Source organism: Archangium violaceum (assembly GCF_016859125.1).
Lineage (GTDB): Bacteria > Myxococcota > Myxococcia > Myxococcales > Myxococcaceae > Archangium > Archangium violaceum_A.
Map to the genome: position 1 here is coordinate 2,051,512 of NZ_CP069338.1, position 24,822 is coordinate 2,076,333.

At 69.8% G+C, this 24,822-nt stretch carries 23 protein-coding genes; 9 read left to right on the plus strand and 14 right to left on the minus strand.

Annotated features, from left to right (window positions below):
• Positions 1-58: 58 nt before the first annotated feature.
• Entirely contained in the window at positions 59-901 is an 843-nt protein-coding gene (locus JQX13_RS08770) for an Ig-like domain-containing protein (protein ID WP_203408594.1), read from the minus strand.
• Positions 902-1,128: 227 nt separating this feature from the next.
• On the opposite strand from JQX13_RS08770, the gene JQX13_RS08775 reads away from it, so the two are divergent.
• Positions 1,129-1,905 carry a lysophospholipid acyltransferase family protein gene (locus JQX13_RS08775; RefSeq protein WP_203408595.1) on the plus strand — a complete coding sequence of 259 codons (777 nt, stop codon included), beginning with the start codon at positions 1,129-1,131 and terminating at the stop codon, positions 1,903-1,905.
• A 4-nt stretch (positions 1,906-1,909) separates the two neighbouring features.
• On the opposite strand, the gene JQX13_RS08780 is transcribed toward JQX13_RS08775, so the two are convergent.
• Complete coding sequence (locus JQX13_RS08780; RefSeq protein ID WP_203408596.1) at positions 1,910-3,520, minus strand: lipase maturation factor family protein; 1,611 nt, start codon at positions 3,518-3,520, stop codon at positions 1,910-1,912.
• Between the two features lie 132 nt (positions 3,521-3,652).
• Here JQX13_RS08780 and JQX13_RS08785 point away from each other — a divergent pair, with 132 nt between their 5' ends.
• Positions 3,653-4,306, plus strand: a complete 654-nt coding sequence (locus JQX13_RS08785) for an MBL fold metallo-hydrolase (RefSeq protein WP_203408597.1) — start codon at positions 3,653-3,655, stop codon at positions 4,304-4,306.
• A gap of 79 nt (positions 4,307-4,385) precedes the next feature.
• On the opposite strand, the gene JQX13_RS08790 is transcribed toward JQX13_RS08785, so the two are convergent.
• Both JQX13_RS08790 and JQX13_RS08795 read right to left on the minus strand, forming a co-directional pair.
• Positions 4,386-5,657 carry a hypothetical protein gene (locus tag JQX13_RS08790; protein WP_203408598.1) on the minus strand — a complete coding sequence of 424 codons (1,272 nt, stop codon included), beginning with the start codon at positions 5,655-5,657 and terminating at the stop codon, positions 4,386-4,388.
• Between the two features lie 67 nt (positions 5,658-5,724).
• Entirely contained in the window at positions 5,725-6,087 is a 363-nt protein-coding gene (locus JQX13_RS08795) for a hypothetical protein (protein WP_203408599.1), read from the minus strand.
• An 83-nt stretch (positions 6,088-6,170) separates the two neighbouring features.
• On the opposite strand from JQX13_RS08795, the gene JQX13_RS08800 reads away from it, so the two are divergent.
• The 3 genes from JQX13_RS08800 to JQX13_RS08810 all read left to right on the plus strand — a co-directional run bounded on the left by JQX13_RS08800 (position 6,171) and on the right by JQX13_RS08810 (position 8,765).
• The gene (locus JQX13_RS08800; RefSeq protein WP_203408600.1) at positions 6,171-7,031 is read left to right on the plus strand and encodes an SDR family oxidoreductase; all 861 of its coding nucleotides are present in this window, start codon (positions 6,171-6,173) and stop codon (positions 7,029-7,031) included.
• A 142-nt stretch (positions 7,032-7,173) separates the two neighbouring features.
• A complete protein-coding gene (locus JQX13_RS08805) occupies positions 7,174-8,211 on the plus strand; it encodes a sensor histidine kinase (protein ID WP_203408601.1) in 1,038 nt (345 codons plus the stop codon).
• Positions 8,208-8,765 carry a response regulator transcription factor gene (locus JQX13_RS08810; protein ID WP_203408602.1) on the plus strand — a complete coding sequence of 186 codons (558 nt, stop codon included), beginning with the start codon at positions 8,208-8,210 and terminating at the stop codon, positions 8,763-8,765. Before JQX13_RS08805 ends, JQX13_RS08810 begins: the two co-directional genes overlap by 4 nt.
• Here JQX13_RS08810 and JQX13_RS08815 read toward each other — a convergent pair.
• From JQX13_RS08815 to JQX13_RS08855, 9 genes are all read right to left on the minus strand, one after another.
• Positions 8,744-9,811 carry a protein-glutamate methylesterase/protein-glutamine glutaminase gene (locus JQX13_RS08815; RefSeq protein ID WP_275425014.1) on the minus strand — a complete coding sequence of 356 codons (1,068 nt, stop codon included), beginning with the start codon at positions 9,809-9,811 and terminating at the stop codon, positions 8,744-8,746. The two genes, JQX13_RS08810 and JQX13_RS08815, sit on opposite strands and share 22 nt — an antisense overlap.
• A gap of 12 nt (positions 9,812-9,823) precedes the next feature.
• Positions 9,824-10,702 (minus strand): CheR family methyltransferase, encoded by an 879-nt coding sequence (locus JQX13_RS08820; RefSeq protein ID WP_203408603.1) that lies wholly within the window; start codon positions 10,700-10,702, stop codon positions 9,824-9,826.
• A complete protein-coding gene (locus JQX13_RS08825; protein ID WP_203408604.1) occupies positions 10,699-12,282 on the minus strand; it encodes a methyl-accepting chemotaxis protein in 1,584 nt (527 codons plus the stop codon). Before JQX13_RS08825 ends, JQX13_RS08820 begins: the two co-directional genes overlap by 4 nt.
• A 22-nt stretch (positions 12,283-12,304) precedes the next feature.
• On the minus strand, positions 12,305-12,859 hold the full coding sequence (locus JQX13_RS08830; RefSeq protein WP_203408605.1) for a chemotaxis protein CheW: 555 nt from the start codon (positions 12,857-12,859) through the stop codon (positions 12,305-12,307).
• Positions 12,860-12,868: 9 nt separating this feature from the next.
• Positions 12,869-14,587, minus strand: coding sequence for a methyl-accepting chemotaxis protein (locus tag JQX13_RS08835; RefSeq protein ID WP_203408606.1), 1,719 nt, complete (start codon positions 14,585-14,587; stop codon positions 12,869-12,871).
• Between the two features lie 27 nt (positions 14,588-14,614).
• Positions 14,615-16,255 carry a chemotaxis protein CheA gene (locus JQX13_RS08840; protein WP_203408607.1) on the minus strand — a complete coding sequence of 547 codons (1,641 nt, stop codon included), beginning with the start codon at positions 16,253-16,255 and terminating at the stop codon, positions 14,615-14,617.
• Positions 16,256-16,369: 114 nt separating this feature from the next.
• Positions 16,370-17,776 (minus strand): sigma-54-dependent transcriptional regulator, encoded by a 1,407-nt coding sequence (locus JQX13_RS08845; RefSeq protein ID WP_239014625.1) that lies wholly within the window; start codon positions 17,774-17,776, stop codon positions 16,370-16,372.
• Entirely contained in the window at positions 17,755-18,915 is a 1,161-nt protein-coding gene (locus tag JQX13_RS08850) for a two-component system sensor histidine kinase NtrB (protein ID WP_203408608.1), read from the minus strand. Before JQX13_RS08850 ends, JQX13_RS08845 begins: the two co-directional genes overlap by 22 nt.
• Positions 18,916-19,021: 106 nt before the next feature.
• Positions 19,022-20,500: a potassium/proton antiporter gene (locus JQX13_RS08855; protein WP_203408609.1), complete on the minus strand. Its 1,479-nt coding sequence runs from the start codon at positions 20,498-20,500 to the stop codon at positions 19,022-19,024.
• Between the two features lie 116 nt (positions 20,501-20,616).
• On the opposite strand from JQX13_RS08855, the gene JQX13_RS08860 reads away from it, so the two are divergent.
• Positions 20,617-22,374: a GTPase gene (locus JQX13_RS08860; RefSeq protein ID WP_430384161.1), complete on the plus strand. Its 1,758-nt coding sequence runs from the start codon at positions 20,617-20,619 to the stop codon at positions 22,372-22,374.
• A 6-nt stretch (positions 22,375-22,380) separates the two neighbouring features.
• Here the strand turns inward: JQX13_RS08860 and JQX13_RS08865 are convergent, their stop codons facing one another.
• The gene (locus JQX13_RS08865; RefSeq protein ID WP_203408610.1) at positions 22,381-23,148 is read right to left on the minus strand and encodes a M23 family metallopeptidase; all 768 of its coding nucleotides are present in this window, start codon (positions 23,146-23,148) and stop codon (positions 22,381-22,383) included.
• Between the two features lie 265 nt (positions 23,149-23,413).
• On the opposite strand from JQX13_RS08865, the gene JQX13_RS08870 reads away from it, so the two are divergent.
• The 3 genes from JQX13_RS08870 (at position 23,414) to JQX13_RS08880 (ending at position 24,687) form a co-directional block, all read left to right on the plus strand.
• Entirely contained in the window at positions 23,414-23,734 is a 321-nt protein-coding gene (locus tag JQX13_RS08870; RefSeq protein ID WP_203408611.1) for a DUF3237 family protein, read from the plus strand.
• 23 nt (positions 23,735-23,757) lie between these two features.
• Complete coding sequence (locus JQX13_RS08875; RefSeq protein ID WP_203408612.1) at positions 23,758-24,198, plus strand: TfoX/Sxy family protein; 441 nt, start codon at positions 23,758-23,760, stop codon at positions 24,196-24,198.
• 93 nt (positions 24,199-24,291) lie between these two features.
• Positions 24,292-24,687, plus strand: coding sequence for an HIT family protein (locus tag JQX13_RS08880; protein WP_203408613.1), 396 nt, complete (start codon positions 24,292-24,294; stop codon positions 24,685-24,687).
• Positions 24,688-24,822: the final 135 nt, after the last annotated feature.

Genomic DNA, 24,822 nt, shown 5'->3' on the forward strand with positions numbered 1-24,822 from the left:
GCCCCTGGCAAAGCGCCAGGCGTCGGGGGTTGGAGAAGGGTGCCGGCCACCTCGGGGTTCAGCGGTTGGCCGTCTTGGCCTCGAAGACGACCTCGGCCGCGGCCTTGCGCCGGCCGGCGGTGGCCGTCACCACCGTGCGCCCCGGACCCACCGCCGTCACCTGCCCGGTGGGGGACACCGTCGCCACCGACCAGTCCGAGCTGTACCACGACACGGGCACGTCGCTGAGAACCACCCCCCGGTTGTTGAACGTCTTGGCGCGCAGTTGCAGCGTCTGCCCGGCCTTCTTGAAGACCAGGTGTGTCGGGTCCACTTCCACCCGCGCGAAGTCCGAGCGCACCACCTGCACCGGCAGGCTGCGGCTCAGCGGCGGCACCGTGGCGGTGATGGTGGCTCGCCCCGGCGCCACGCCGATCAACCGACCGTTCTCCACGCGTGCCACGGACTCGTCACTGGAGCGCCACTGAGGCGGAACATCCTGCAACGGCTTGCCCAGCTCGTTCTTCACCACGGCGGAGATGGGGATGGAGTTGCCGACCAACAGGAAGTCCGCCCCATTCACCCGGATGTCCACCAGACTCGGAATGGACACCTGCACCTCCACCTCGGCCCGGGCCTTGCCGGACGCCGCGGCGATGGTCGTCTTTCCGGACCTGCGCGCCACCACCACCCCGTTGTCCACCGTGGCCACCTCCGGTGCCGAGCTCACCCAGCGCAGCTTGGGGTTCTCCACCGGTTGGCCCTTCGCATCGAGCGCGACGGCCTGGAGCACCATGGACTCCCCCGAAGCGTGCAGCGGCCGGTTCTCCGGCAGCTCCAGCGAGAGCGTGGCCGGGGCGGAACGGCACGCTCCGAGCACGAGGACGGATAGCAACAGCAGCGGGCGAATGGACGTCGGCATCTTCACGGCGGCGGTAGGAGGGCTTGCGGGCGTACGGCGCGCGTCTCGAACGGAGGCGTACACGACTGTATTTCGATACCACCCGCGCGCAATCATTTGCGAGCCCGCTCGCCCGGCCGTCCGCCTGCTTCTGCCCGGTGCCAGACGGTGGAATGGACTCCCGCGGGACGGCGTTCGCTCGAAGGGCGTACGCTGCTCACGCTCGTGGCCAACAGGGGGACCCGTTCGTGATTCACAACGTCTTCGCGCTCCTCGCCCGCCTCCCGGCACGCCCTCGCAGGGCCGCCGTCCGCGGGTTGATGGACACCGTGTGGAACCTCCGCACCACCCAGCAGGTCCTCGGTCGAGAGAACATCCCCGATGAGCCCTGTCTTTTCATCTGCAACCATCTTTCCAACGCGGATGGATTCACACTCGACCGGGCCCTGCGGCCCCGCAAGGTGTACTTCCTGGCCGGCATCAAGCTGCAGAGCACCGTGATGACCCGGCTCGGCACCGAGGCGGTGGACACCATCTTCATCCGTCCCAACTCGGCGGACATCGAGCCCCTCAAGCGCGCGGTGGAGACGCTCAAGGCGGGCCACTCGGTCCTCATCTTCCCCGAGGGGGGCCGCAGCCGGACGGGGGCGCTCACCCGGGCCAAGAAGGGGGCCAGCCTCATCGCCCGGCGGGCGGGAGTCCCCGTCGTGCCCGTCGCCCTCACCGGGACGGAAAAGTTCATGCCCATCGATGACCGGGACATGGGCCGGGAGCAGGTGCGCCGGGCCCACCTCACCGTCCGCTTCGGCCCGCCGTTCCGCATGGAGGAGCTCGAGGCGGAAACCATCGGGGCCGAGGACCCGCGCCAGGCCCTCACCGACGCGATGATGCGGCGGGTGGCCGAGCTGCTCCCCCGCCCGTACCGCGGCGTCTACGCCGACTCCGCGCCCGCGCCCGAGGCCGAGGACGAGCCGCTGGCGCCCGAGCATCCGGTGACACAGCCTTCCCCCGCCCCCAGCCGCTGAGCCCTCATTCCTCCGCGTGCCACTGCAGCCGGGAGGTCATCCCTCTCGGGGCGAGGCTCAGCGGTGGCAGGTAGAGCCCCAGCCGCTCGCGGGTCCACCAGGCCCCCGTCCGCCGGTGCGTCTCCAGGTCCGTCATCCGGTAGTCGTAGAGGACGGCGCGGATGTAGCGCGGCGGATGCTCGGGGAAGGGATTGTGGGCGAAGAGCTTCAGGACATCGGGAGAGCCCTCGAGCAGACGCAGCAGGAGGGCGAGCAACCAGGTGGGGGGCGAGCCCAGCGCCGCGAACCACATCTGCCAGTCCAGCCGGGGTTGGTGCGGAGCCACCTGCCTCGGCGCCCGGTCCGGGTCGCTCACCTTGTAGCGGAAGGTGTACTCGCGCCACGTCTCACCGTCGTCGGAGCCCTCGAGGGCGATTTCCGGCCGGCGCACCGTCATCACCGCGAAGAGGCCATAGGGGTTCACCAGGCGCAACGGACGGGCCTTCATCTCCAGCCAGTCCAGCCACCTCGGCGCCAGGCGACGCGGACGCTCGAAGCGGGTCAATATCTCGCTCGCCCCCAGGACGAGGAGCGGCGCCGCGGGGAGCCACGCCCCCACCGTGCGCCACACGGGCCTCGGCTTCGCGGGAGGCGGGGACGGCAGCAGGCGGCGCAGGGACGCGTCATCCAGCAGCCACAGGCCGAGCACCAGCGACTGCACATTGAAGAAGCCGTAGTTGCCCGTGGTGATGATGGCGCCCTGCAGCCCGGCGAAGAGCCAGAAGCCCGCGAGCCGCAACGGCCTGGGAGCGAAGGCGAGGAACGGGCCCACCGTCTCCAGCGCGAGCACCGACAACGTGGAGAACCGCTGCGCCTTCCTCGGCAGGTGGTGCGCGTACCAACCGCCGCGCGTGGGGAGCGGCGCCGTCTCGTAGTAGTAGTCGCAGGCGGAGAGCTCGCGCCACGTCCTGTCGCCCGACTTCAGCTTGGACACCCCGGAGCCCAGGTAGAGACGGAAGACGAGCGCCCGCAGCAGCGCCACCTGCGCCGCGGAGGGCTCGTAACGGCCCGGCCCCGGCCGAAGTCCCGCGGGCGCGGTGAGGATTCCGAGCCCCCCCATCTCCAACAACAGCGCGTCCCACTGGAAGGAGAGGAACTCGCGCCCCGCCGAGACATAGGAGAGGTAGAGGGCCCACAGTCCCATCAGCGCCGCCTGGGGGGCGAGCCCCATCATCACCGCCACGGACAGCACCTGGCCCACGCGGATGCCTCGCACCAACGTCTTGTCCGACGCGTCCAGCCAGAACAGCGTGGGCAGCAGGTGGAAACGCTCGCGTCCCAACGCGAGCAGCCGTGGCGAGGCGAGCAGGTCCCGCATGGGCTGGATGCCGCGCGAGCCGTAGAGGCCCCGTACCTGGCTCCCCAACGAGGTGAAGGCGATGAGGTAGAGGCCCCCCAGCGCCCGGAGGAAGAGCTGCCTCACGAGCCGGTGATGGGGTGGCGCCACCGAGCGCGCGGAGAGCCCTTCGAGGAGTCGCGCCACCCGCCCCCTGGCCCGTCGGCGCGGCCACCGGGCGGGCAAGTAACGGAGCATCTGGAAGAACGCCTTGGCGCCTCGGGGGCTGACAGCTCGCATGGGCTCCCTCCTGCACCCCCAAAACTGGGAGCCCCCGAGGCCACGTGCTCGGGACGGCAAGCCCCTCGCCCAGGAAGGGCCCGAGCGACCGGGGCTTCACGCCGCGGGCGCACGGGTGCCTAGCTTTGCCGCATGAGCGAGCCCAAGGAACGAGCCCACCGCACGGTTCAGGTCCTCCCCGGTATCCATCGCTGGCACGTCAGCGATGATCGCATCGGCGGCGTGCAGAGTGATGCCTACGCCGTGGTGGCCGAGGACGGAGCGGTCACCCTCATCGACCCGCTGCCCATCGACGAGAAGGCACTGCGCAAGCTGGGCCGGGTGGAGGCCATCGTGCTCACCGCCGGCAACCACCAGCGCGCGGCGTGGCACCTGCGCAAGGTGTTCGGCGCTCCCGTCTGGGCACCGCAGGACGCGTACGGCCTGGAGGACACACCGGACGCCACCTATGCCGGCGGCGACAACCTCCCCGGCGGACTCGTGGCCTACCACACCCCCGGCCCCGCCGAGTCCATGTACTCCCTCTGGATGGAGCGGCCCCGGAGCGTCATCTTCCTCTCGGACCTCCTCACCCACGTCGAGAAGGGCACGCCGCGCTTCGTGGACAACCAGTACCAGGACGCTCCCGGCCGCACCCGCATGAGCATCCAGCGCATCCTCGACCACCTGCCCATCGAGGTGCTCTGCTTCGCCCACGGAGAACCCATCCTGAAGGACGGCGCCTCCGCGCTCCGCCGCGCCCTGGCCGAGGACACCGAGGCCCCCGCTCCCTCCGAGCCCCTCTGACGCAAGGGCTCTGGGCACGGAGCTCCCGGGTGGCCCCCAGCTTCGATGAGAGGACCCGGGAGAGGGTCTTCCGCTGGAGTTACGGCAACCGGAGCACGGCCACGTCAGGCTCGGACTTCAGCGGCGGCCCCTGCACCACCGAGAGCTGCCCGTTCTTCACCGCGCACGTCGCCTCCTCGGGGGGCACCACGCGCACGGGGTTGAGCGTCTCGGGCCGGCCGAACTTCACCGGACTGGTGGCCAGCATCAGCTCCTGCTTCTTCCCGCTGTCGCTGTCACTGTAGACGACGCTGATGCCCTTGAAGGGCGGCAGCTTCAGCTTCAGGACGTAACCCCGCTTGCCGGGCAGTTCCGCGCGCTCGACCTGGAGGGTCTGCTTGGGCGAGCCGAACGCGGGGAACACCCGGCCATCGGCGATGCGGATGCCCCACTGCGAGGGCTTCTGCGCGTCCGTGGGCTTGCCACAGCCCGTGAGCTCCTGGGGTGCCTGGGGCGCCAGCCACAGCTCGACATGGTCGTCGTTGAGCCACTTCGCGCTCGGGCCCGTCCACTTGTCGTCACGTACCTCGACGAGCAGCGTGTCCGGCGCCACCAGCAGCGCCTTCAGCGACGCGTCCTTCGGATCATCCTGGTTGCCCAGCAGGAAGTGGCCCGAGCTGAAACCACACTCACCGAGCCCCGCCTGCTTCCACCCGCCCTGGAGGTACGCCGGCTCCACCTTCACCTGGGGCAGGTATGGCAGGGTCCGCTCCCCCAGCGAGGACTCACCCGGCTCGCACGTGGGGGCGGCGACGATCACCTCGCCGCGCAGCGTCTGATGGTCCCAGAAGTCGCCACTCTCTCCTCCCTCCGAGGCCAGGGCGTCGGAGGACCGACGGCTCTCGCTCGTCAGGCGCAGTGGGGAGAGTTGCAGCGTGCGCGCGTGCGACCACCGCTCACGGCTGCCGCCCGACTGCGTGTGGGTGAAATAGTTGTCGACCACCGTCACCGAGTCCTCGCCCAGACCCCCGATGCCATAGCCGTCGTTGCACACCGACAGCAGGAGTTGGGCCGGCTGGGACGGACGCATCAGCCACCACTCGGCGGCCTCGCACTGCCCCTCCGACCGCGAACCCTGGGCCTTGCGTCCACCCGGACCGAACCGACGCCCGACGGACTGGCTCGCCGTCTCCACGTCCGCCCACCCCAGGTCCAGCTGCTTCACCTGCAGGGGGCGGCCCTGCGCGTCCTTGCCCGCCTCGAGCGTCTCCACGACGCGACAGGGCGCGCGATTCGCACAGAGCGGATCCGCCGACGAAGCGGGCGACGCGCCCAGCAGGGACAACACCAACACGGTACCGGTAGCATTCATGGCGGAACAGCTTGCACCAGCTCGCGGGTCCGGTTGAACCCTCCACCGACTCGAAACCCGCGGCGCCTCACTTCGCCGCGGGGGGCACCACATCCACCTCGCGCGCCATCCAGTCCGTCCCACTGATGACGTAGGAGGCGCGCACCTCGGTCCCGGGCTGGAGCGCCTCCAGCCCCACCGGCTGTCCGTCTCGCATCACCCGCGTCTGTCCGTCCGTGTTCAGGACGATGCGCTTGCCGTCGGCCTCACGCAGATGCAGCGCGCTCCCGGTGGCCTGGGCGACCGTTCCCGCCACCGAGCCCGTCAGCGGATCCTCCACCGCCCGCTCCGCCGCTGGAGTAGCCGCCGTGCGAGCCTCCTCCCGCTCGCGGCAGCCCGCCCCCACCGCGAGCCCCAGGACCGTGAATCCCACCACAGTGAGCCATCGCATGTTCCGTTCCCTCTTCCGGCCCCCTCCTCCCCAGGGTAGGCACGCACCTGGGAAGAAGCACTTCACCCGCCAGGAGCGAATCCATGAACAACAAGACCGTCATCGTGACCGGGGCCAACTCGGGCATCGGACTCGCCACGAGCATCGAACTGGCCCGCCGGGGCGCGACCGTCGTCATGGCCTGCCGCAATGCCGAGCGAGGTGAACAGGCCCTCTCCGAGGCCCGCCGGCAGAGCCGATCCGACAAGCTCGAGCTCATGCAGTGCGATCTCGGCTCGCTCGACAGCATCCGGCAGTTCGCCGCGTCCTTCCGGGCCCGGCACTCCACCCTGGATGTGCTGATCAACAACGCGGGAGTCATCTGCCTGAAGCGGGAGACGACCCGTGACGGCTTCGAGATGCAGCTCGGGGTCAATCACCTCGGCCACTTCCTGCTGACCCACCTGCTGCGTGAATCGCTCGAGCGGGCGCCCCAGGGGCGGATCATCAATCTCAGCTCGGGCGCGCACAAGACCGGATCCATCCACTGGGAGGACCCGTTCCTCACCCGGGGCTACAACGGGTGGAAGAGCTACTCGCAGTCCAAGCTCGCCAACGTCCTGTTCACGAAGGCACTCGCGCAACGGCTCCGCGGGACCTCCGTCACGGCCAACTGCGTGCACCCCGGAGGGGTCGGGACCCGCCTGGGCGTCGACCGGAACACGGGCTTCGGCGGGGCCATCATGAGCTTCCTCAAGCTCTTCTTCCTCACGCCGGCCCAGGGCGCGGAGACGTCCGTGTACCTGGCCTCGAGCCCGGAGCTCACCCACGTCTCCGGCGAGTACTTCTACAAGAAGAAGATCGCCTCCGTGTCCAAGCAGGCGAGGGACCCGGCGCTCGCCGAGCGCCTCTGGTCCTGGAGTGAAGAGCAGGTCGGACTGTCAGGCGCCCGTCTATCGGCCTGAAGAGGAGCGAACAGAAGGTTCCATCACAAACAAAAAGTGGCCGGTGAAGGTTTAGAACGCACCAGCACCTTCGCTCGCACGCCCCATGGAAACATCACTCCCCCCCGATCAATACCGGCTCCTGGTCGAGCACGCTCCGACAATGGTGTGGCGTTCCGGATTGGACGCCCAATGCAACTACTTCAACGCCACGTGGCTGCGCTTCACGGGGCGCACGCTCGAGCAGGAGGTGGGAGACGGGTGGGTCTCGGGTGTCCACCCGGATGACCTGCGCCGGTGCGTGGACACCTACCTCTCGAACTTCGAGCGGCGCACCGCCTTCGAGATGGAGTACCGGCTGCGACGCCACGACGGCGTCTACCGCTACATCTTCGACCGGGGCGTCCCCTTCACCGACGACTCGGGCCAGTTCGCCGGGTTCATCGGCAGCTGTGTGGACGTGCACGAGCGCCGCGAGGCGGACCGGGCCAAGGCGACGTTCCTCGCGCTCGCCACCCATGAGCTGCGCACTCCGCTCACCTCGATGCGCATGTACATGGAGGCGCTGCGCCGGCAGCTCGCGCAGGGGGCACTGGCGACGAGCAGCCCGCTCCTGCGGCTGAACGCGCAGCTCGAGCGGGTCTCCTCGCTGGTGCAGGATCTGGAGGACACCGGCCGCCTGGAAGCCGAACTGCCGCTCGTCATGCGCAAGGAGGAGCTGGAGCTGACCGAGTTCGTCCAGGCCGTCGTGGCCACCCATCGCGACACCGACACGTTCCGCTCCCGGGGACAGCAGCGCCACGTCTTCGAGCTCACCCTCCCCCCGGGCGCCCACCGCGTCCTGGCGGACCGCCAGCGCATGGAGCAGGTGCTGAACAACCTGCTCACCAACGCGGTCAAGTACTCGCCCAAGGGAGGCACCATCCACGTCACCCTCGCTCGCGAGGGCCCGGGCCTCGCGCTGTCCGTGAAGGACCCCGGCATCGGGATTCCCGCCGCCGACATTCCCTCCCTGCCCCGGCGCTACTTCCGCGCGAGCAACGTCTCCGCCGAGAACTACCCCGGGCTCGGGCTCGGGCTGTCCCTGGTGAAGGAAATCATCGAGGCCCACGGTGGCGGGCTCCGCATCCAGAGCGAGCTGGGACGGGGAACGACCCTCACCCTCCTCCTTCCCGAGGCACGGGAGGAGGGACGGGCATGAAGCGAGTGCTGCTCGTCGACGACGACCCGGACATCCTCGACTCGCTCACGCTGCTGCTCGAGGCCAACTACGCGGTCACTCCCGCCGAGGACGGCGCCATCGCGCTGGAACTGCTGAGCCAACAGCGGTTCGATGTCGTGGTGCTCGACCTGATGATGCCCGTGCTCGACGGCACGCGCGTCCTCGTCGAGCTGCGCCAGCGGGGCATCCAGATTCCCGTCATCCTCATCTCCGCCCACCGGGACCTCGACCGGCAGGAGTCGCAGCACCGCCAGCTCGGCGCCTTCGCCTCGCTGCGCAAGCCCTTCGACATCCGGGAGCTGGAGAGACGACTCGAGGAGGCCCTCCGCCAGGGAGGCAACAGGGGCGGCTCCTCGGGCTCAGGGGGAGTTGGAAACGACCCGCTCCCTGGAGGTCCCCCCCCCGGCGGCGGAAGCTCCCAGAAGGGCCTGTCAGCGCTCGGCGCTCACGGCAACAACGCCAGGGGCTGGCCGTCCAGCACGCTCAGGTGGGTGGTCTCCTCGCAGAAAATTCAGCGGGGCGCTCGGGTTTGACGGGCCCGGCGCAACACGGCCGCGCAGATGGCCCCGAGCGGGAGGATTTCATCCACCGCTCCCCGCTCGATGGCCGCGCGCGGCATGCCGAACACCACGCAGCTCGCCTCGTCCTGGGCGATGGTGGTCGCCCCGGCCTGCCGCATCGCCAGCAGCCCGTCGGCTCCGTCATCCCCCATCCCCGTCAGCAGTGCTCCCACCGCGTTCTCCCCCGCCGCTCGCGCCACCGATTGGAACAGCACGTCCACGCTCGGCTTGTGTCCCGATACCCGGCCTCCGTCGAGCAGCTCCACCTGGTAGTGCCCACCGGTGCGCCGCACCCGCAGGTGCCGGTTGCCCGGCGCGATGAGCGCCCTTCCCTGCAGCACCCGGTCTCCCTGCGCGGCCTCCTTCACCTCGATGCGGCACAGCTCGTTCAGCCGCCTCGCGAACGCCGAGGTGAACAGCTCCGGCATGTGCTGCACGATGACGATCCCCGGACAGTCCGGAGGCATCGGCTCCAGCAGTTGCCTCAGCGCCTCGGTGCCGCCCGTGGAGGCGCCCACCGCCACCACCTTGTCCGTCGTCACCGCGAGCAGGGAGGGCGCTGGCCGCTGCTCCAGCGGCTCCGGCTCCAGACGCACCGGAGGCCCCCGCCGCGCCAGGCGGGTCCGCGCCCTCGCCGCGTTCCGGAGCGCCTCCACGAGCCGCGTCCGCGACTCGCGCAGGAACTCCCCCACGCCCAGTGACGGCTTGGCGATGATCTCCAACGCGCCCTCCTCCAGCGCGCGCACCGCCAGCTCCGAGCCCGGCCCCGCCAGCCCCGAGCACACCACCACCGGAATCGGCTCGTCCTCCCGCATCAGCTCGCGCAGGAACGTCAGCCCGTCCATGCGCGGCATCTCCAGGTCCAACAGGATGACGTCCGGCCGCTGGCGCTTCATCTTCTCGCGCGCGATGAGCGGATCCGACGCCACCTCCACCGCCATACCCGGCACGCGCTCCAGGAGCATCAGCACGCCCTGGCGCACCACCGCCGAGTCATCCACCACGAGCACCCGCAGCATTGAGATCATGTGCTACCCGCGCGGCGCGTAGACGGTAGGCATCACCGTGCGCACGCGCCAACCCAGACCCGAGAGACTCTCGGAGTGCCCGAGGAACAGCAACCCGTTGGGAGACAGATGGTTCAACAGCCGCTCCACCGCCCGCTCCTTCGAGGCCGCATCGAAATAGATGAGGACATTGCGGCAGAAGATGAGCTCGAAGCGCCCCACCACCCCCTGGCCATCGTTCAGGTTCACCCGCTGGAAGCGCACCAGCTCGCGCAGCTCGGGGCCCGCCTTCATCCTCCCCTCCTGGCTGCCCGTCCCCCGCAGCATGTAGGCACGCAGGTAGTGCCTCGGAATCTCCTCGGACTTCTCCAGGGGCCAGAGCGCCTGGCGCGCCCGCTCGAGGACGCGCGTGGAGAGGTCCGTCGCCTGGATCTGGATGCCCCAGCCCTCCTCCGGCGGCAGGTGGTGGCGCAGCACCATGGCCAGGGAGAACGGCTCCTCTCCCGTCGAGCACCCCGCGCTCCACACCCGCACCCGCCGCCCCTCGCCGCTCCCGGTGTCACCCCGCTCCCGCCACCGCGGCAGCACCTCGCGCTCCAGGAATTCGAAGTGCTTGGGCTCGCGGAAGAAGTGCGTCTCGTGCGTGCAGATGGCATCCAGCAGCCGCACCCGCTCCTCCGCGTCCTCCTCCGCCTTCCGCAGGTAGGCGCCGAACGACAGCCCGCCCAGCTCACGCAACCGCCGCGAGACCCGCCCCACCAGCAGCGCCCGCTTCGCCGGTGACAGCCAGATGCCCGCCTCGCGATAGACGAGCCGCTGATAGCCGGTGAACTCCTTGTCGGTGAGCGGTGATGGCTCGGGGAGAAGCCCGGCCCCCCGCTCCTCCCGGATGCCATCGCTCACGCCGCCACCTTCAACCCGTGCCCCTCGGAGCCCGCGGAAGAAAGGTACCGGGGATGGAAGTCGCGCTCGGCGCCATCCCCCACGCGGAAGAAGGACACCAACTGACTGAGTGCCTCCGCCTGCGCCGACAGCTCCTCCGCCGTGGATGCCAGTTCCTCCGAGGCCGACGCGTTGCGCTGCGTCACCTGGTCCACGTGCCCCATCACCTTGTTCATCTGCCCCACCCCACTGGCCTGCTCCACCGACGCCGCCACCACCTCCTGCACCAGGTCCGCCGTCTTCCGGATGGACGGCACCAGTTCCGCCAGCAGCTCTCCCGAGTGCGTCGCCACCTTCATGCTGTTGGAGGCAAGCTCCGAAATCTCCTTCGCCGCCGTCCGGCTCCGCTCCGCCAGCTTGCGCACCTCCGTGGCCACCACCGCGAAGCCCTTTCCGTGCTCCCCCGCTCGCGCCGCTTCAATCGCCGCGTTGAGCGCCAGCAGGTTCGTCTGGTAGGCGATCTCCTCGATGATGGAGATCTTCCGCGCGATGGAGCTCATCGCCCCCACCGTCTCCTTCACCGCCCTGCCGCTCTCCTCCGCGTCCCGCGCGCCCTGCACCGCCATCTGCTCCATCTGCCGGCCGTGGTCCCGGTTCTGCGTGATGCTGACCGTCATCTGCTCCAGGCTGGAGGTGGCCTGCTCGACGCTGCTGGCCTGCTCGCTGGTGCCCCTGGACAGGTTCTGCGAGGAGACCGACACCTGCGCCGATGCCGAGGCCAACGTGTTGGCTCCCTGCCGCACCTCACCGATGACCTGGTCCAACTTCCGCACCATGCGCTCCAGGGCGCTCAGCAACCGGCCCGTCTCGTCCCGCGTCTCCGAGGAGATGCGCACGGTGAAGTCCCCCTCGGCGATGCGATCCGCCACCTCCACCGCCCGAGCCAGCGGCTTGGAGATCGCCCGGGTGACGAAGAAGCAGAACAGCAGGCACACGGCGAGGCTGCCCCCCAGGACCCATTGGATCCACCCGCGTGCATCCTCGTGGGTGGCGTTCGAGTTCCCCACCGCCGTCTGGCTGGCCTTGTAGTTGATGTCCCTCAACGCCTGCAGCTGGGTGTTCGCCGAGGTGAAGCTGTGGTGCGAATGATTGGTGATGAGCTCCAGCGCCTCGGTGATCTGCTTCGCCTTCGAGAACTCGATGATCTTGTCGTGATCGGCCTCGTAGCGCTTCCAGAGGCGTCTGAACTCCTCGAGTGCGCGACGTTCCTCCTCCGAGGAGCTGAGCGACTCGAACCGCGCGAGGCTCTGCTCGAGCTTCTCGCGGTCGTCACGCATCCGCCGCTCGTAATCGTTCTGGAGCGCTTCATCCCGAGCGAGCGAGTGCAACAGCTCGGCACGGCGGAAGCTCGACATACGATCGGACGCATCAGCGAGATGGATGATGCTCGGCAGCCGATCCAGGGACACCTCATCGGAGGCACCGCGCATGGCATCCATCCGCGCGATGGCGAAGAGCCCCTGGAAGGTGGAGAACCCCAGCAGCACGAGGAATGCGAAGAGGAGCTTCGCGGAGGTACTCAGGTCGTGGAACCAACGCATATCTGTTTTGGAGAATGTTCCGTTACACGGAGCTGGACGAGGAAGAGCCCGTGGGTGGTGCCGCGGGCTCAGAGGAAGCAACCACCGGGGCACTCAGTGCGCTGGCCGCCAATACCTCCTGGTCGCTGAGCACCTTGTCGATGTCCAGCAGCAGCACGAACTTCCTGCCCGTGCCCATCCGCCCCATCCCCAGCAGGTAGTCCACGTGCACCGGCGTGCCGAACGCCGGCGGCGGCATCACGTCTCCGGGCTCCAGTTCGATGACCTGGCCTATCGCGTCCGATAGCAGCCCCAGCACGATTCGCTCCCCGCCCATCCTCACCTCCACCACCACGATGCAGCTCCACTTCGTGAGGTGGGAGGGCGCCATCCCCAGCTTCACCGCCAGGTCCACCACCGGCACCACGCTTCCCCTCAGGTTGAACACCCCTCTCACCCACGGAGGGGCCCCGGGAATGCGTGTCACCGTGTCGTACTCGATGATTTCCTTCACCTGCAGGATGCCGAGCGCGTACTCCTCCCCGGCGATGATGAAACTGAGGTACTGCGTGGACGAGGCAGTGGGCTGTGTGCTCATGGCTGTCACCTAGAAGCGCTTGAACTCGCGGTCCTCGTCCGTCAGCGCGACGGGTACGGAGGCACGAGGGGCTGGAGCCCCGGGGCCGACACGATTGGGAACGGCACCGTTGGCCGCGGCCTTCAAACCGTGCGCGACGGAGACGGCGTGCCCACCCGGGTGGCCGCCCGCCGGGGGCCGCGGCGTCGTCGGACGCCAGTTGCGCTCGGTACGCTCGGCGCCATCCCCCACCCGGAAGAAGGACACCAACTGGCTGAGTGCCTCCGCCTGCGCCGACAGCTCCTCCGCCGTGGACGCCAGCTCCTCCGAGGCCGACGCGTTGCGCTGCGTCACCTGGTCCACGTGGCCCATCGCCTTGTTCATCTGCCCCACTCCGCTGGCCTGCTCCACCGACGCCGCCACCACCTCCTGCACCAGGTCCGCCGTCTTCCGGATGGACGGCACCAGCTCCCCCAGCAGCTCTCCCGAGCGCGTCGCCACCTTCACACTGCTCGTCGCCAGTCCCGAAATCTCCTTCGCCGCCGTCCGGCTCCGCTCCGCCAGCTTGCGCACCTCCGTGGCCACCACCGCGAAGCCCTTCCCGTGCTCCCCCGCTCGCGCCGCTTCGATCGCCGCGTTCAGCGCCAGCAGGTTCGTCTGGTAGGCGATCTCCTCGATGATGGAGATCTTCTGCGCGATGGAGCTCATCGCCTCCACCGTCTCCTTCACCGCCTTGCCGCTCTCCTCCGCGTCCCTCGCGCCCTGTACCGCCATCTGCTCCATCTGCCGGCCGTGGTCCCGGTTCTGCGTGATGCTGGCCGTTATCTGCTCCAGACTCGAGGTCGTCTCCTCCACGCTGCTGGCCTGCTCGCTGGTGCCCTGTGACAGGCTCTGCGAGGACGCCGACACCTGCGCCGACGCCGACGCGAGCGCACTGGAGCCCTCGCGCACCTCGCCGATGACCTGGGCCAGCTTGCGCACCATGCGCTCCAGGGCGCTCAGCAACCGGCCCGTCTCGTCCTGCGCATCCGAGGAGATGCGCACGGTGAGGTCTCCCTCGGCGATGCGGTCCGCCACCTGCACCGCGTCGTTCAGCGGCCGGGAGATGACCCGTGCGATGAAGAGACTGAGCACCACGCCGAAGAGGAAGCTGAACCCCGTGGTGCCGATGATCCACTCCCGCGCGGTCGCATAGGCGGAATCGGAGCGTCCCGACGCCCGCTGCGCGGACTCCTGGATGGCGGCCACCAGTTCATCCAGCTTGTCGCTGGCGGCGACATAGGCCCGCCGCGAGCGGGCACGGATGACCGCCCTGGCCTCGTCCTTCTGATTCGCACGGGAGAACACGACGACCTTGTCGTGTTCTTGCAGGAACTCATCCCAGAGCCGGGTGAACTCCTCGTACAGGAGCCGCTCCTTCTCGCGGGTGATGAGGGGCTCGTACTTGTCGAGCCCGCGATCGATGGCTTCGCGCAGCTCCCGCGACTTCCGCTCGAGCTGGGCCATCTCCTCGGGATCGGTCGAGAGGACGTGCTGCACCGCGAAGACGAGGAAGTCCGAGGTGTAGGTGTTCACGGTCGACACGTAGACGAGGCTCGGCATCCGGTCGTCGGTCACCTGATCGGTCGCGTTGTTCATCAACTCCATCTGGTTGATGGCGAAAGCTCCCAACACGAGGGTGAGGGAGCTCACGAAGATGAAGGAGAGGAGCAGCTTCGAGGAAATCTTCAGGTTGTAGAACCAGGTCATGGAATCGGTCGCGAACGAAAGAGGGGCTCAGGCAGCGGCGGCGGACGAGGCCGCCTTGAGGACCTGCTGAAGAAGCACGGGGACATCGAGGATGAGCGCCACGCGGCCATCACCCATCAGGGTGGAGCCAGCGAGGCCGGGCAATCCCTGACAGGGCTTGCCCAGGGGTTTGATGACCGTCTGGCCCTGACCGAGCAGGGTGTCCACGGCGATGCCCGCCCGGCCTCGGCCCTGGCCGATGACGACGATGCTCTCGCGGGACGGGGGCTCGCCTCCGAGCGAGAGGTGTTCGCGCAGGCGCAGGTAGGGAAGCGGCTCGCCCCGCAGGTTGAAGACACCGGTGCGGCCGGGGTTGCGCTCGAGCTGGGGGAGCTCCACGCACTCGACCACGTGCTCCAGCGGAATGACGTACGTCTCTTCACCCACGCCGACGGAGAAGCCCTCGATGATGGAGAGGGTGAGCGGCAGACGCAGGAAGAAGGTGGTGCCCTTGCCGGGCGTGGTCTCCAGGGAGATGGTGCCGCGCAGCATCTCCACGTTGCGCTTCACGATGTCCATGCCCACGCCCCGGCCGGACAGCTCGGTGACGCGCTGGGCGGTGGAGAAGCCCGGCTCGAAGATGAACTGGAAGAGCTCCGCGTCCGGCCGACCCTCGTCCGGCCCCAGCAGGCCCCGCTCCCGCGCGCGCTCGAGGATGCGCTCCCGGTCCAACCCCGGCCCGTCCTCGCCCACCTGGATGACGATGCTGCCCGCCTCGTGGAAGGCGCGCATGAAGAGCGTGCCGGTGGGGTCCTTCCCACACGCCTGGCGCACCTCGGGCGGCTCCATGCCGTGGTCCATCGCGTTGCGAACCAGGTGGGTGAGCGGATCCCGGATGAGCTCGGTGACGGTGGTGTCCACCTCCACGTCCTCGCCGCTCATCTCCAGCCGCACCAGCTTGCCGGTGGTCTGGCACAGGTCGCGCACCGTGCGCGTGAAGGTCTGGAAGGTGCGGCCGATCGGCACCATCCGCACCTTCATCACCAGCTCCTGCAGGTCCAGGTAGAGCCGGTCCGCCTCGCGGTGCGCCTCCAGCAGTTGCTGAGGCGAGTAGCGATGCGCCTGCGAGAGCATGGAGGTGAGGCGCCCGCGCGCGATGGAGATCTCCCCCGTGAGGTCCAACATCCGATCCAACCGGTCCAACCCCACGCGCAGGGTGCGCTCACGGTGGGGGGTCTCGGTGTGGCTCTCGGCCCCGAGCCGCTCCGCGCAACCGCGCGCCGCGCTGGACGCGAGGGGCCGCGCTGCCTCGACGGTGGAAGCGAGCAGCGAGTGCACATCCTTCGCGGGCAGGCGCAGGTCGGGCTCGGCCACGGGCCGCAGGCCCACCAGCTCGCGCATCGCGTCCACCGCCTGCAGCAGCAGGGTGCCCAGGCCCGAGTGCAGCACGAGCACGCCGGCCTCCAGCCGGGTGAGCAGCTCCTCGAGCGTATGGGCGAGCTCCACCGCCTCGGTCAGGCCCATCACCGCGGCTCCGCCCTTCAGGGTATGCACCGTCCGGAAGGCCGCTCGCAGGCTCTCCGGACCGGGGCAGGACTCGAGGGTCAGCAGGTCCCTCTCCAGGGTGACGAGCTGCTCCTCCGTCTCGGTGAGGAAGACGGCGTGGACCTTCTCCAACTCGGGCTTCATCTGCCCCGCGCAAGAGCAATCCACACGCCACTGTGGACCAGGTGACAACTCCTCGGAATCGCAATGAAGGACTTGGATTCCAAGGCTCTGAGTCTGGTGTCCGGAGTCTGGATTCTAGACTCTGGACGAGAGGCCCAGGGTCTTGAGCTTCTGGTAGAGGGAACTCCGCGGAATTCCTAGACGTTTGGCCGCTCGCTCCACGTGTCCCCCCTCGGCGGCGAGCACCCGGGCGATGTGGCGGCGCTCCACCTCGCGAAGCGTCAGGTCCAGCTCCGAGCCCTCGGAGGAGGGCCCGGCGGGCCCGCTGGGAGGGGGAGGAAGCGCCTGGGCGATGCCGGGGTTGAAGTGCAGGTCGGCCGGCCGCAGGGTGGTCGAGGACGAGAGGAGCACGGCGCGCTCCAGCACGTTGCGCAGCTCGCGGATGTTGCCGGGCCACGCGTAGGCGCGTAGGGCGGCCTCGGCCGCGGAAGAGAGCTCCAGGCCGGAGCGTCCCAGCTCACGTGAGAGCCCCGCGAGCAGGGTGCGGGCGATGAGGGGAATGTCCTCGGGCCGCTCACGCAGGGAGGGGATGCGCAGCGGCAGGGTGCTGATGCGGAAGTAGAGGTCCCCGCGGAAGAGCTGCGCGCGCACGGCCTCGGTCAGGTCGTGGTGGGTGGCGGCGATGAGGCGCACGTCCACCACGCGGTCCTCCACCTCGCCCAGCCGGCGGAAGCGCTTCTCCTCCAACACCTTGAGGAGCTTGGGCTGCACCTGGAGGTCCATGTCGCCCACCTCGTCGAGGAACACGGTGCCCCGGTGGGCCACCTCGAGCAGGCCCTGCTTGCGGCTGACGGCGCCGGTGAAGGCCCCGCGCTCGTGGCCGAAGAGCTCCGTCTCCAGGAACTGGGGCAACAGCCCGGCGCAGTTGAGTTGGACGAGCGGGCCTCCGGTGCGAGGGCCGTGCAGGTGCAGCCACGTGGCGAGCACGCCCTTGCCGCTGCCCGTCTCACCCTGGATGAGCACGGGGCTGTCGCTGTCCAGCACACAGCGCGCGGTGGCCTCCAGGCGGCGGATGGCCCGGCTCTCGCCGAGGAAGGGCTCCAGTTCCTCCGGACCGCTGGCGATCCGGGCCTGCTGGAGTCGGCGGGTCCGCTGGGCCTCCAACAGGCGGTCCACCAGCAGGAGCAGGGCGGGCATCTCCACCGGCTTGGGGAGGAAGTGCTCCGCGCCCAGCTTGATGGACTGGATGGCCAGGTCGAGGGACACGTGCGCGGTGAGCACCAGCACGGGGATGGAGGGGTCCACCGCGCGCAACTCCGGGAGCAGCTCGAACGCGGTGCCGTCCTTCAGGCGGTAGTCGAGCAGCACCACGTCCGGCCTATCCCGGCGGAACAACGTGCGCGCCTGGCCGCAGCCCTCCGCCTCCAGGACCTCCAGGCCCTTGGCCTCGAGGAAGTGGCGGATGCCGAAGCGGATCGACGGCTCGTCATCGACGACGAGGACCCTGCCTCGCACCGGACTCACGCCCTCACGGGAAGACACACCCGGACCTCCGCCCCACCCTCGGGGCCATGACCCACCGACACCGTTCCCTGGTGCTCCTCCACGATGCGCTGGACGATGGAGAGGCCCAGGCCCACGCCCCCCTCGCGGCGGGTGTAGAAGGGCTCGAAGACACGCGCCAGGTCCTCGGCGGAGAAGCCAGGGCCCTGGTCCATCACCACGCACTCCACCCGGGTGGCGCCCTCGTCCTGGAGCCGCCGCGCGGTGAGCCGGACGGTGCCGCCTCGCGGGGAGTGCTGGATCGCGTTGGCGATCAGATTCTGGAACACCTGGGCGAGCCGGCCTGGATCCATGGGCACACGGGGCAGATCCGGCTCCACCTGGACCTCCACGCGCGCCGCCCACTCCCTGGCGAGGGCGGTGGTGGCGTCCACCGCTTCCGCGAGCACGCTGGAGAGGGTGCAGGGGTACAGCTCGGTGCTCGATGGCCGGCCGTAGGTGAGCAACCCGCGCATGAGCTCGTTGAGGCGCGACACCTCGCGCCTGAGCACGGAGACGTAGCGCTCGGTCCCCGGCGTATGGCCGTACTGCGCCTCGAAGGCATCCAGCGTGACGGAGATGCCGAAGAGGGGGTTGCGCACCTCGTGGGCCACCCCCGCCACCAGCGTCCCCATCAACGACAGGGGCTCCTTGCGGCGCAGCGCATCCAAGGCCTCGCGAAGCCGGGTCTCTGTCTCGCGGCGGGCGGTGAGATCGCGCGTCACTTTGGCGAAGCCGCGCAGCTGGCCGTCCGGGCCGTGCAGCGCGGTGAGGGTGACGAGCGCGTAGAAGCGCGAGCCGTCCCGCCGCACACGCCAGCCCTCGTCCCGTACCTTGCCCTGGGCCTCCGCCTCGGCCAGCAGCCGCTGGGGACGGCCCGCGGCGACGTCCTCCTCGAGGTAGAGCACCGAGAGGTGCCGTCCGATGATGTCCCCGGCGCGGTAGCCCTTGATGCGCTCGGCGCCCGCGTTCCAGGTCGCGATGCGGCCATCGGGGCCGAGCATGAAGAGGGCGGCGTCGTCCACGCACTCGACCAGGAGTCGGAACCCCTCGTCGCCCCCCAGCCCGGCGGGTTCCAGGAACTGCCTCTCGGGGGTCGCGGCGACGTGTCTCGGGGTTCGACGGGGATGAGGAGACATGGAGGAATCAAACCACCGGGGCGAGGGTACCCCATACGGGGTCCGGTCGCCTTCCTGACCCCCTCTCCGGCGGACAGGCCACGGGATTCCTCCTCGTGGAGCGACCTCACTCCTGCATCTGCTGGCCGAAGAGGAGCTGGACGAGCGGGAGCTCCTCCTCCTTGCAGAAGACGTAGACGTGGTCGCCCGCGAGCAGCGTCGAGCGCCCCTTGGGCGGCACCAGCTCGTTGTCACGGACGATGAGCGTCACCACGGCGGACTCGGGCAGGGGGAGGTCCGCGATGGTGGCCCCCGCCACGGCCGAGGCCGGGTCGATGTAGAAGGGCACCACCTCGCCGTTGAGCAGGTGGGTGGACGTCAGCTCCATGGCGGCCGTGGGCGGAGGCGGAGCCTGGGAGACGAGCCCCAGCCGGCGCGTCACCCACCCCACCGTGGCGCCGGGGACGAGCGCGTTCACCACCACGATGAAGAACACCACGTTGAAGATGGAGAGGGCACCGGGGGCCTGGGCCAGCACGGGGAAGGTGGCCAGGATGATGGGCACCGCGCCTCGCAGGCCCACCCATCCCACGTAGAGGGCCTGACGCCAGGGAAAGCGGAAGGGCAGCAGGCAGAGCACCACCACCAGCGGCCGGGCGATGAAGGCCAGCACGAGCCCCAGTCCCAGCCCCGTCCACGTCACCCCGACGAGCTGCGAGGGGAAGACGAGCAGCCCGAGCATGAGGAACATGCCCACCTGCGACAGCCAGGCGATGGCGTCGTGCACGCGCAGCAGGCCGCTGCGGTAGCGGATGGCCTCGTTGCCCAGCAGCATGGCGGCCACGTACACGGCGAGGAAGCCGCTGCCGTAGAAGAGCGTGGGCAGCCCGAAGGCCAGGAAGGCCAGCGACAGCGTGAGCACGGGGTAGAGGCCACCGGCCTGCAGGCGCACGCGCTTGAGCAGGAGCCGTCCCGCGTACCCGAAGCCCAGGCCCAGGGCCGCGCCCACCGCCATCTGCACGACGGCGCCCAGCAGGATGCCCCAGCCCAGGGGCTCGCCACTCACGAGCGTCTCGGTGAGCGCCATGGTGAGGATGACGGCCATTGGATCGTTGAGTCCCGACTCCAGCTCCAGCGTCACGCCCACCCGGCGCTTGAGGAGCAGGCCGCTGCCGCGCAGCACCGAGAAGACGGCCGCCGCGTCCGTGGAGGACACGATGGCCCCCAGCAGGAGCGCGTACTTCCACTCGAAGCCGAAGAGGTGGGCGGCGAGCCCCATGAAGGCCGCCGTGCCGATGACGCCCACCGTGGCGAGCACCGCCGCGGGCCGCAAGCCCTCCCGCACCGAGGCCAGCGGGGTGTTGAGGCCACCGTCGAAGAGGATGAGCACCAGCGCCACGGTGCCCAGCCGGAAGGTGAAGCCGTAGTCCTCGAAGGCGATGCCCCCCAGGCCCTCGGAGCCGCCCAGCACGCCGAGCAGGATGAAGACCAGCGCCACGGGCACCCCGAACCGTCCGGCGGCACGGCTGAAGAGCGCGCTCACGCCCATCAGGAGGCCGAACACGGTCAGGAGGAACGCCGTCGCCGTGGGTTCTTGGAATTGCATCCTCCCCCGCCTCTAACATGAAGCCGGCGCGGGGAGGCCCTCGTCCGAGGGGAGGCGGGGCGAGGGTTGGAAAGACGGCGCTCGCGCGAACTCCGCGCTGGGCAGAGGCGTGCTCCTTGGCGAGGCTGGGGCCCGTGGACACCCTGCCCGCCCCTGAAAGACTCGAGCCCCTCCTCTCCACCGCGTTGACCCTTCCGGCCCTGAAGCCCCACGCCGCCCGCCTCGAGCGGCTGCGCCACGACTACGCGCGCGGCCTGGAGCGCAAGGACGCGCCCCTCACCGTGGCCCTGGTGGGTGCCACCGGCGCGGGCAAGTCCACCCTGCTCAACGCGCTGGCCGGACAGCCCCTCGCGCGCGAGGGGGAGGACCGGCCCACCAGCACGGCCGCCACCGTGTTCGCCCCCGAGGGCGCCAGCCTCGAGGACCTGGCCCAGGTGGGCGCGAGGACGGTGCGCTACACGCCGGACCCGCGAGGGCTGTGGAGCGGCCAGGTGTTCATCGACACGCCGGACCTCAACAGCGTGGCCACCGTGCACCGGGAGGTGGCGCGCGCGGCCCTGGAGCGCGCGGACGTGGCGCTGGTGGTGATGCACCGCGGGAGCGTGGCCGAGGCCACCCAGGCCGAGTTCCTCGCCGGCTTCGCCCGGCGCCGCGCGCTCGTGTTCCTCATCAACTTCGCGGACGAGCTGTCCGCCGACTCGCGCGAGGCCCTCAAGACGCAGGCGCGCCGGCTGGCCATGGAGCAGTACGGGCTGCCAGCGGAGTCCGTGCCCGTCTTCTCCATCAGCGGCCGGGCCGCGAAGGCGGGGCAGGATCCCTCGGGCGAGTTCGGCGCGTTCCTCTTCCACCTCAAGTCCCTGGCCACGCAGGCGGTGGCCGAGCGGGTGCGGCGCGGCAACGCCCAGGGCGTGCTGGAGGAAATCACCTCGCGGGTGGAGGGCGCGCTGAAGGAGACGGAGGACACGCTGGCGCGGGCGAAGGCCGCGCTGGAGTCGGGGCTCGGGCGCGCCGCCGAGGGGCTGAGGACGGACTTCGACTCGCGGCTGGCGCTGGCGCAGGGCCACCTGGCCTCGGAGGTGCGGAGTCAGGCGGCGGGGCGCTTCTGGGGCCCGGCGGCGTGGGGCATGCGGCTCTCGTACGTGGGAGCCGGAGGCCTGGGCGCGGCGACGCTGCTGGCGCGGCGCAGCCTGCCGGTGGGGCTGGCGGTGGCGGCGACCTCCACGGTGCTGGACGCGGTGCGGGACAAGACGCGCGCCCGAGCGGCGGAGACGGCGGTGGTGGAGCCCTTCGAGGACGACCTCTCCGTGGAGGGGGCGGCGCGCGCCGCGTTGGCGGAGGCGCGGAGCCTGGCGCACGCGAGCGGGCTGTCACCGGAGACACTGGGACTGCCGGACGTGGAGACGCTGCTGGTGGAGTTGAAGTCCGCGCGCGCGAGCGCCTGGCGCTACACGGTCACCACGGCGGTGGCGGAGACGGTGGCCCGCTGGTGGCGCACGGCGCGGTGGCTGCTGTTGCCGCTCATCAACCTGCCCCTGCTGGCACTGCTGGGACACGTGGGCTACCGCGTGGTGCGCGCGTACATCGAGGGTCCGCTGCTGGGCGTGGAGTACTTCATCAACGCGGGGGCGCTCTTCGCGGTGCTGGCGGGAGGCGGGGCGCTGCTGGCCTCGGCGAGCCTGGCGGGGACGACCCGCGCCGTGCGCCGCGCGGGCCTGGGGAGATTCACCACGCTCCTGGGAGCACTGGGGGGCCGGCTGGGAGACTCGGTCCAGGACAGCTTCCGTCCCGGACGCGAGGCCGCCCGCTCGCTGCTGAGTCTCACCGTGGATGTCCCCTCTCCCGAGGGGAGAGGGAGTATCAATCCCGGTCGATGAGAGGGATTAGCGGGAACCGCCCGCGCCGTCCGAGGCCTGGGCCTCGGGCAGCTCCACGTGCTTCCGGGAGGACTGGGAGGCCGTCCGCGAGACCTGATCCATGATGGACTTGGCGCCGGGCGGGATACCACCAGCGGCCTGTTCACCCTCGCGCGGAGGGGCGCCGGCGGGCGCGAGCGACTCGTTGCCACGCGGATCGTTGGCGGCCATCACGGGCATGTCCTGGTTCTTGCCGCACGAGGGTGCCGCGATGAGGGTATCGCGCACCGGATCGCCGTAGCCGGCGATGAGGGCGGGAACGGACGGGTTGTTCCACCCAGAACCGGCCGAGCGAGCCACCTTGAAGTGCAGGTGGGGGCCGCAGGACCATCCGGTGTTGCCCGAGTAGCCGATGAGCTGTCCCTTGCGCACCTGATCGCCGGGCTTCACCACGACGGCGCTGAAGTGGAGATACTGGGTCTCGACGCCGCCCGAGTGCGCGACGACGACGTAGTTGGCGTACGGCGCCATCTTTGGATCACAGGCCCCCTGATTGCTGTCACCTCGCGCCAGGCGGACCACCCCATCCTCGGCGGCGACCACGGGCGTGCCGACGGGCATGCGGAAATCCCACGCATACGTATCGTTCTGCAGGTGGCTACCCGTGTCGTGCCCCTGGCTGACCTGGAACACACGGCCGCAGCCAAAGGGGACACCCATTTCGGGGACCACGGTGTTGCGAGCAGGGGGAACCGCCGGAGCGGAAGCAAGCAGGAAGAGCGTGGGCAGGATCATGAGTGGGCCGCGCGAAAACGAAAGGAAGCCCATGCACTATTCCAAACTCATTTCCGCCTTGCTGCTCGCCCGCTGCTCTCGCAAAGCAGGCAAGCAGGCGTCTGGGAATACTTTGGGCTCTTTTGTCTGGTTGGAGTGGGCGCACTCCAGTGAGTGAAGCAGGCGAGCGGCCGTTGGGTAGAGCCCCCGCTCCCCCTACTCGCGCGGCGCGAGCTTCTCCAACAACTGGGGTGGCTCCGACTGGCAGCACATCCGGGGCGATGGGGTGGTCGAGCTCGACGCCCGCTTCGTCGTACGCCTCCTGGAGGGGGGCCTCCTGTCGGTGCGGAACCAGGGCTACCGCCACGGTCCACCCGAGGTGATGGCCGCGCTCGCCCGTGGAGAGCAGGTCCCCGCGCACGCGTATTACTTCTGCTCGGTCCTGTGGTTCGAGGCGCCGGAGGGGCGGCTCTCCTGGCTGGGCAGGACGCTCGTGCTGGCGACCGGAACACGGGAGGGAGCCGCAGTCCGATTCGAGGCCGCGGCGATGGGCCCGCCCGAAGAGGTGAACAAGAGCATGGCCACCGCCGCGGTACCGGCCCCATGATGGGGTGAACGGGAGGCCACCGCATGGCGCGCATGGACAGCTATGTCGAGTACACGCTGGAGTTGCTGGAGCCGCTCGGCCTCGTGCAGGCGCGCTCCATGTTCGGTGGGTGGGGCCTGTACCACGCCGGGAGGATGTTCGGACTGATCATCCAGGAACGGCTCTACCTGAAGACGGACGACATCACGCGCCCCGCCTTCGAGTCCGCGGGGGGCGAGCCTTTCATCTATGACCCGGGCACGGGCCGCAAGCCCGTCGCCATGTCGTACTGGACCCCGCCCTCGGACGCGAGTGACGACGCCCACGCGCTGCTGCCCTGGGCCCGTCGCGCCGTGGACGCCGCCCTGCGGGTCGCGCAGAAGAAGCCCGCCAGGAAGAAGTCCACCGCGACGAAGAAGCCCGCTCCGGTGAAGGCGAAGAAACCCGCCGCGAAGAAGACGGCCCGGCCCTCGCGCCGGGCCTGAGTGTCGCCGAGCCGTCCTTCGCGCAACGTGCCCGGCGCCCTCCCCTGCCGAGGCCGCTATCCTGCCGCCTCTTCCTTCAACGGAGGCAGCACCGTGGCCGCAGACACCCTCTTCATGAAGATCGTCCGAGGCGAGATTCCCTGCCACAAGGTCTGGGAGGACGACCGGCACCTGGCCTTCCTGGACATCCGTCCGCTGAGGCCGGGGCACACGCTCGTCATTCCCAAGGTGGCGGTGGACTACCTCTTCGACATGGACCCCGAGGCCTATGGGGCGCTGATGCAGGCGGTGCGCACGGTGGCCCGGCTGCTCAAGGAGCGCACCGGGTGCCAGCGCGTGGTGGAGGTGGTGCTCGGCTACGAGGTGCCGCACGCGCACGTGCACCTCATCCCCACGAATTCCATGGCGGAGATGCCGTCCTTCGGTGGCACGCCGGCCGACCACGCCGAGCTGGCGAAGCTGGCCGCCCACCTGCGCGGCGGGGCATGAGCCCTGTCCGGGCCTGCCCTCCGGCCCGGGAATCACACACTGACGCGCCGTGACGAGCGGACGGCGGCGGCTCGTGGCAGGCTACGGGGCCTCAACCCGACCCACGAGGGACTCCGTGCAACAACGCATGAAGCC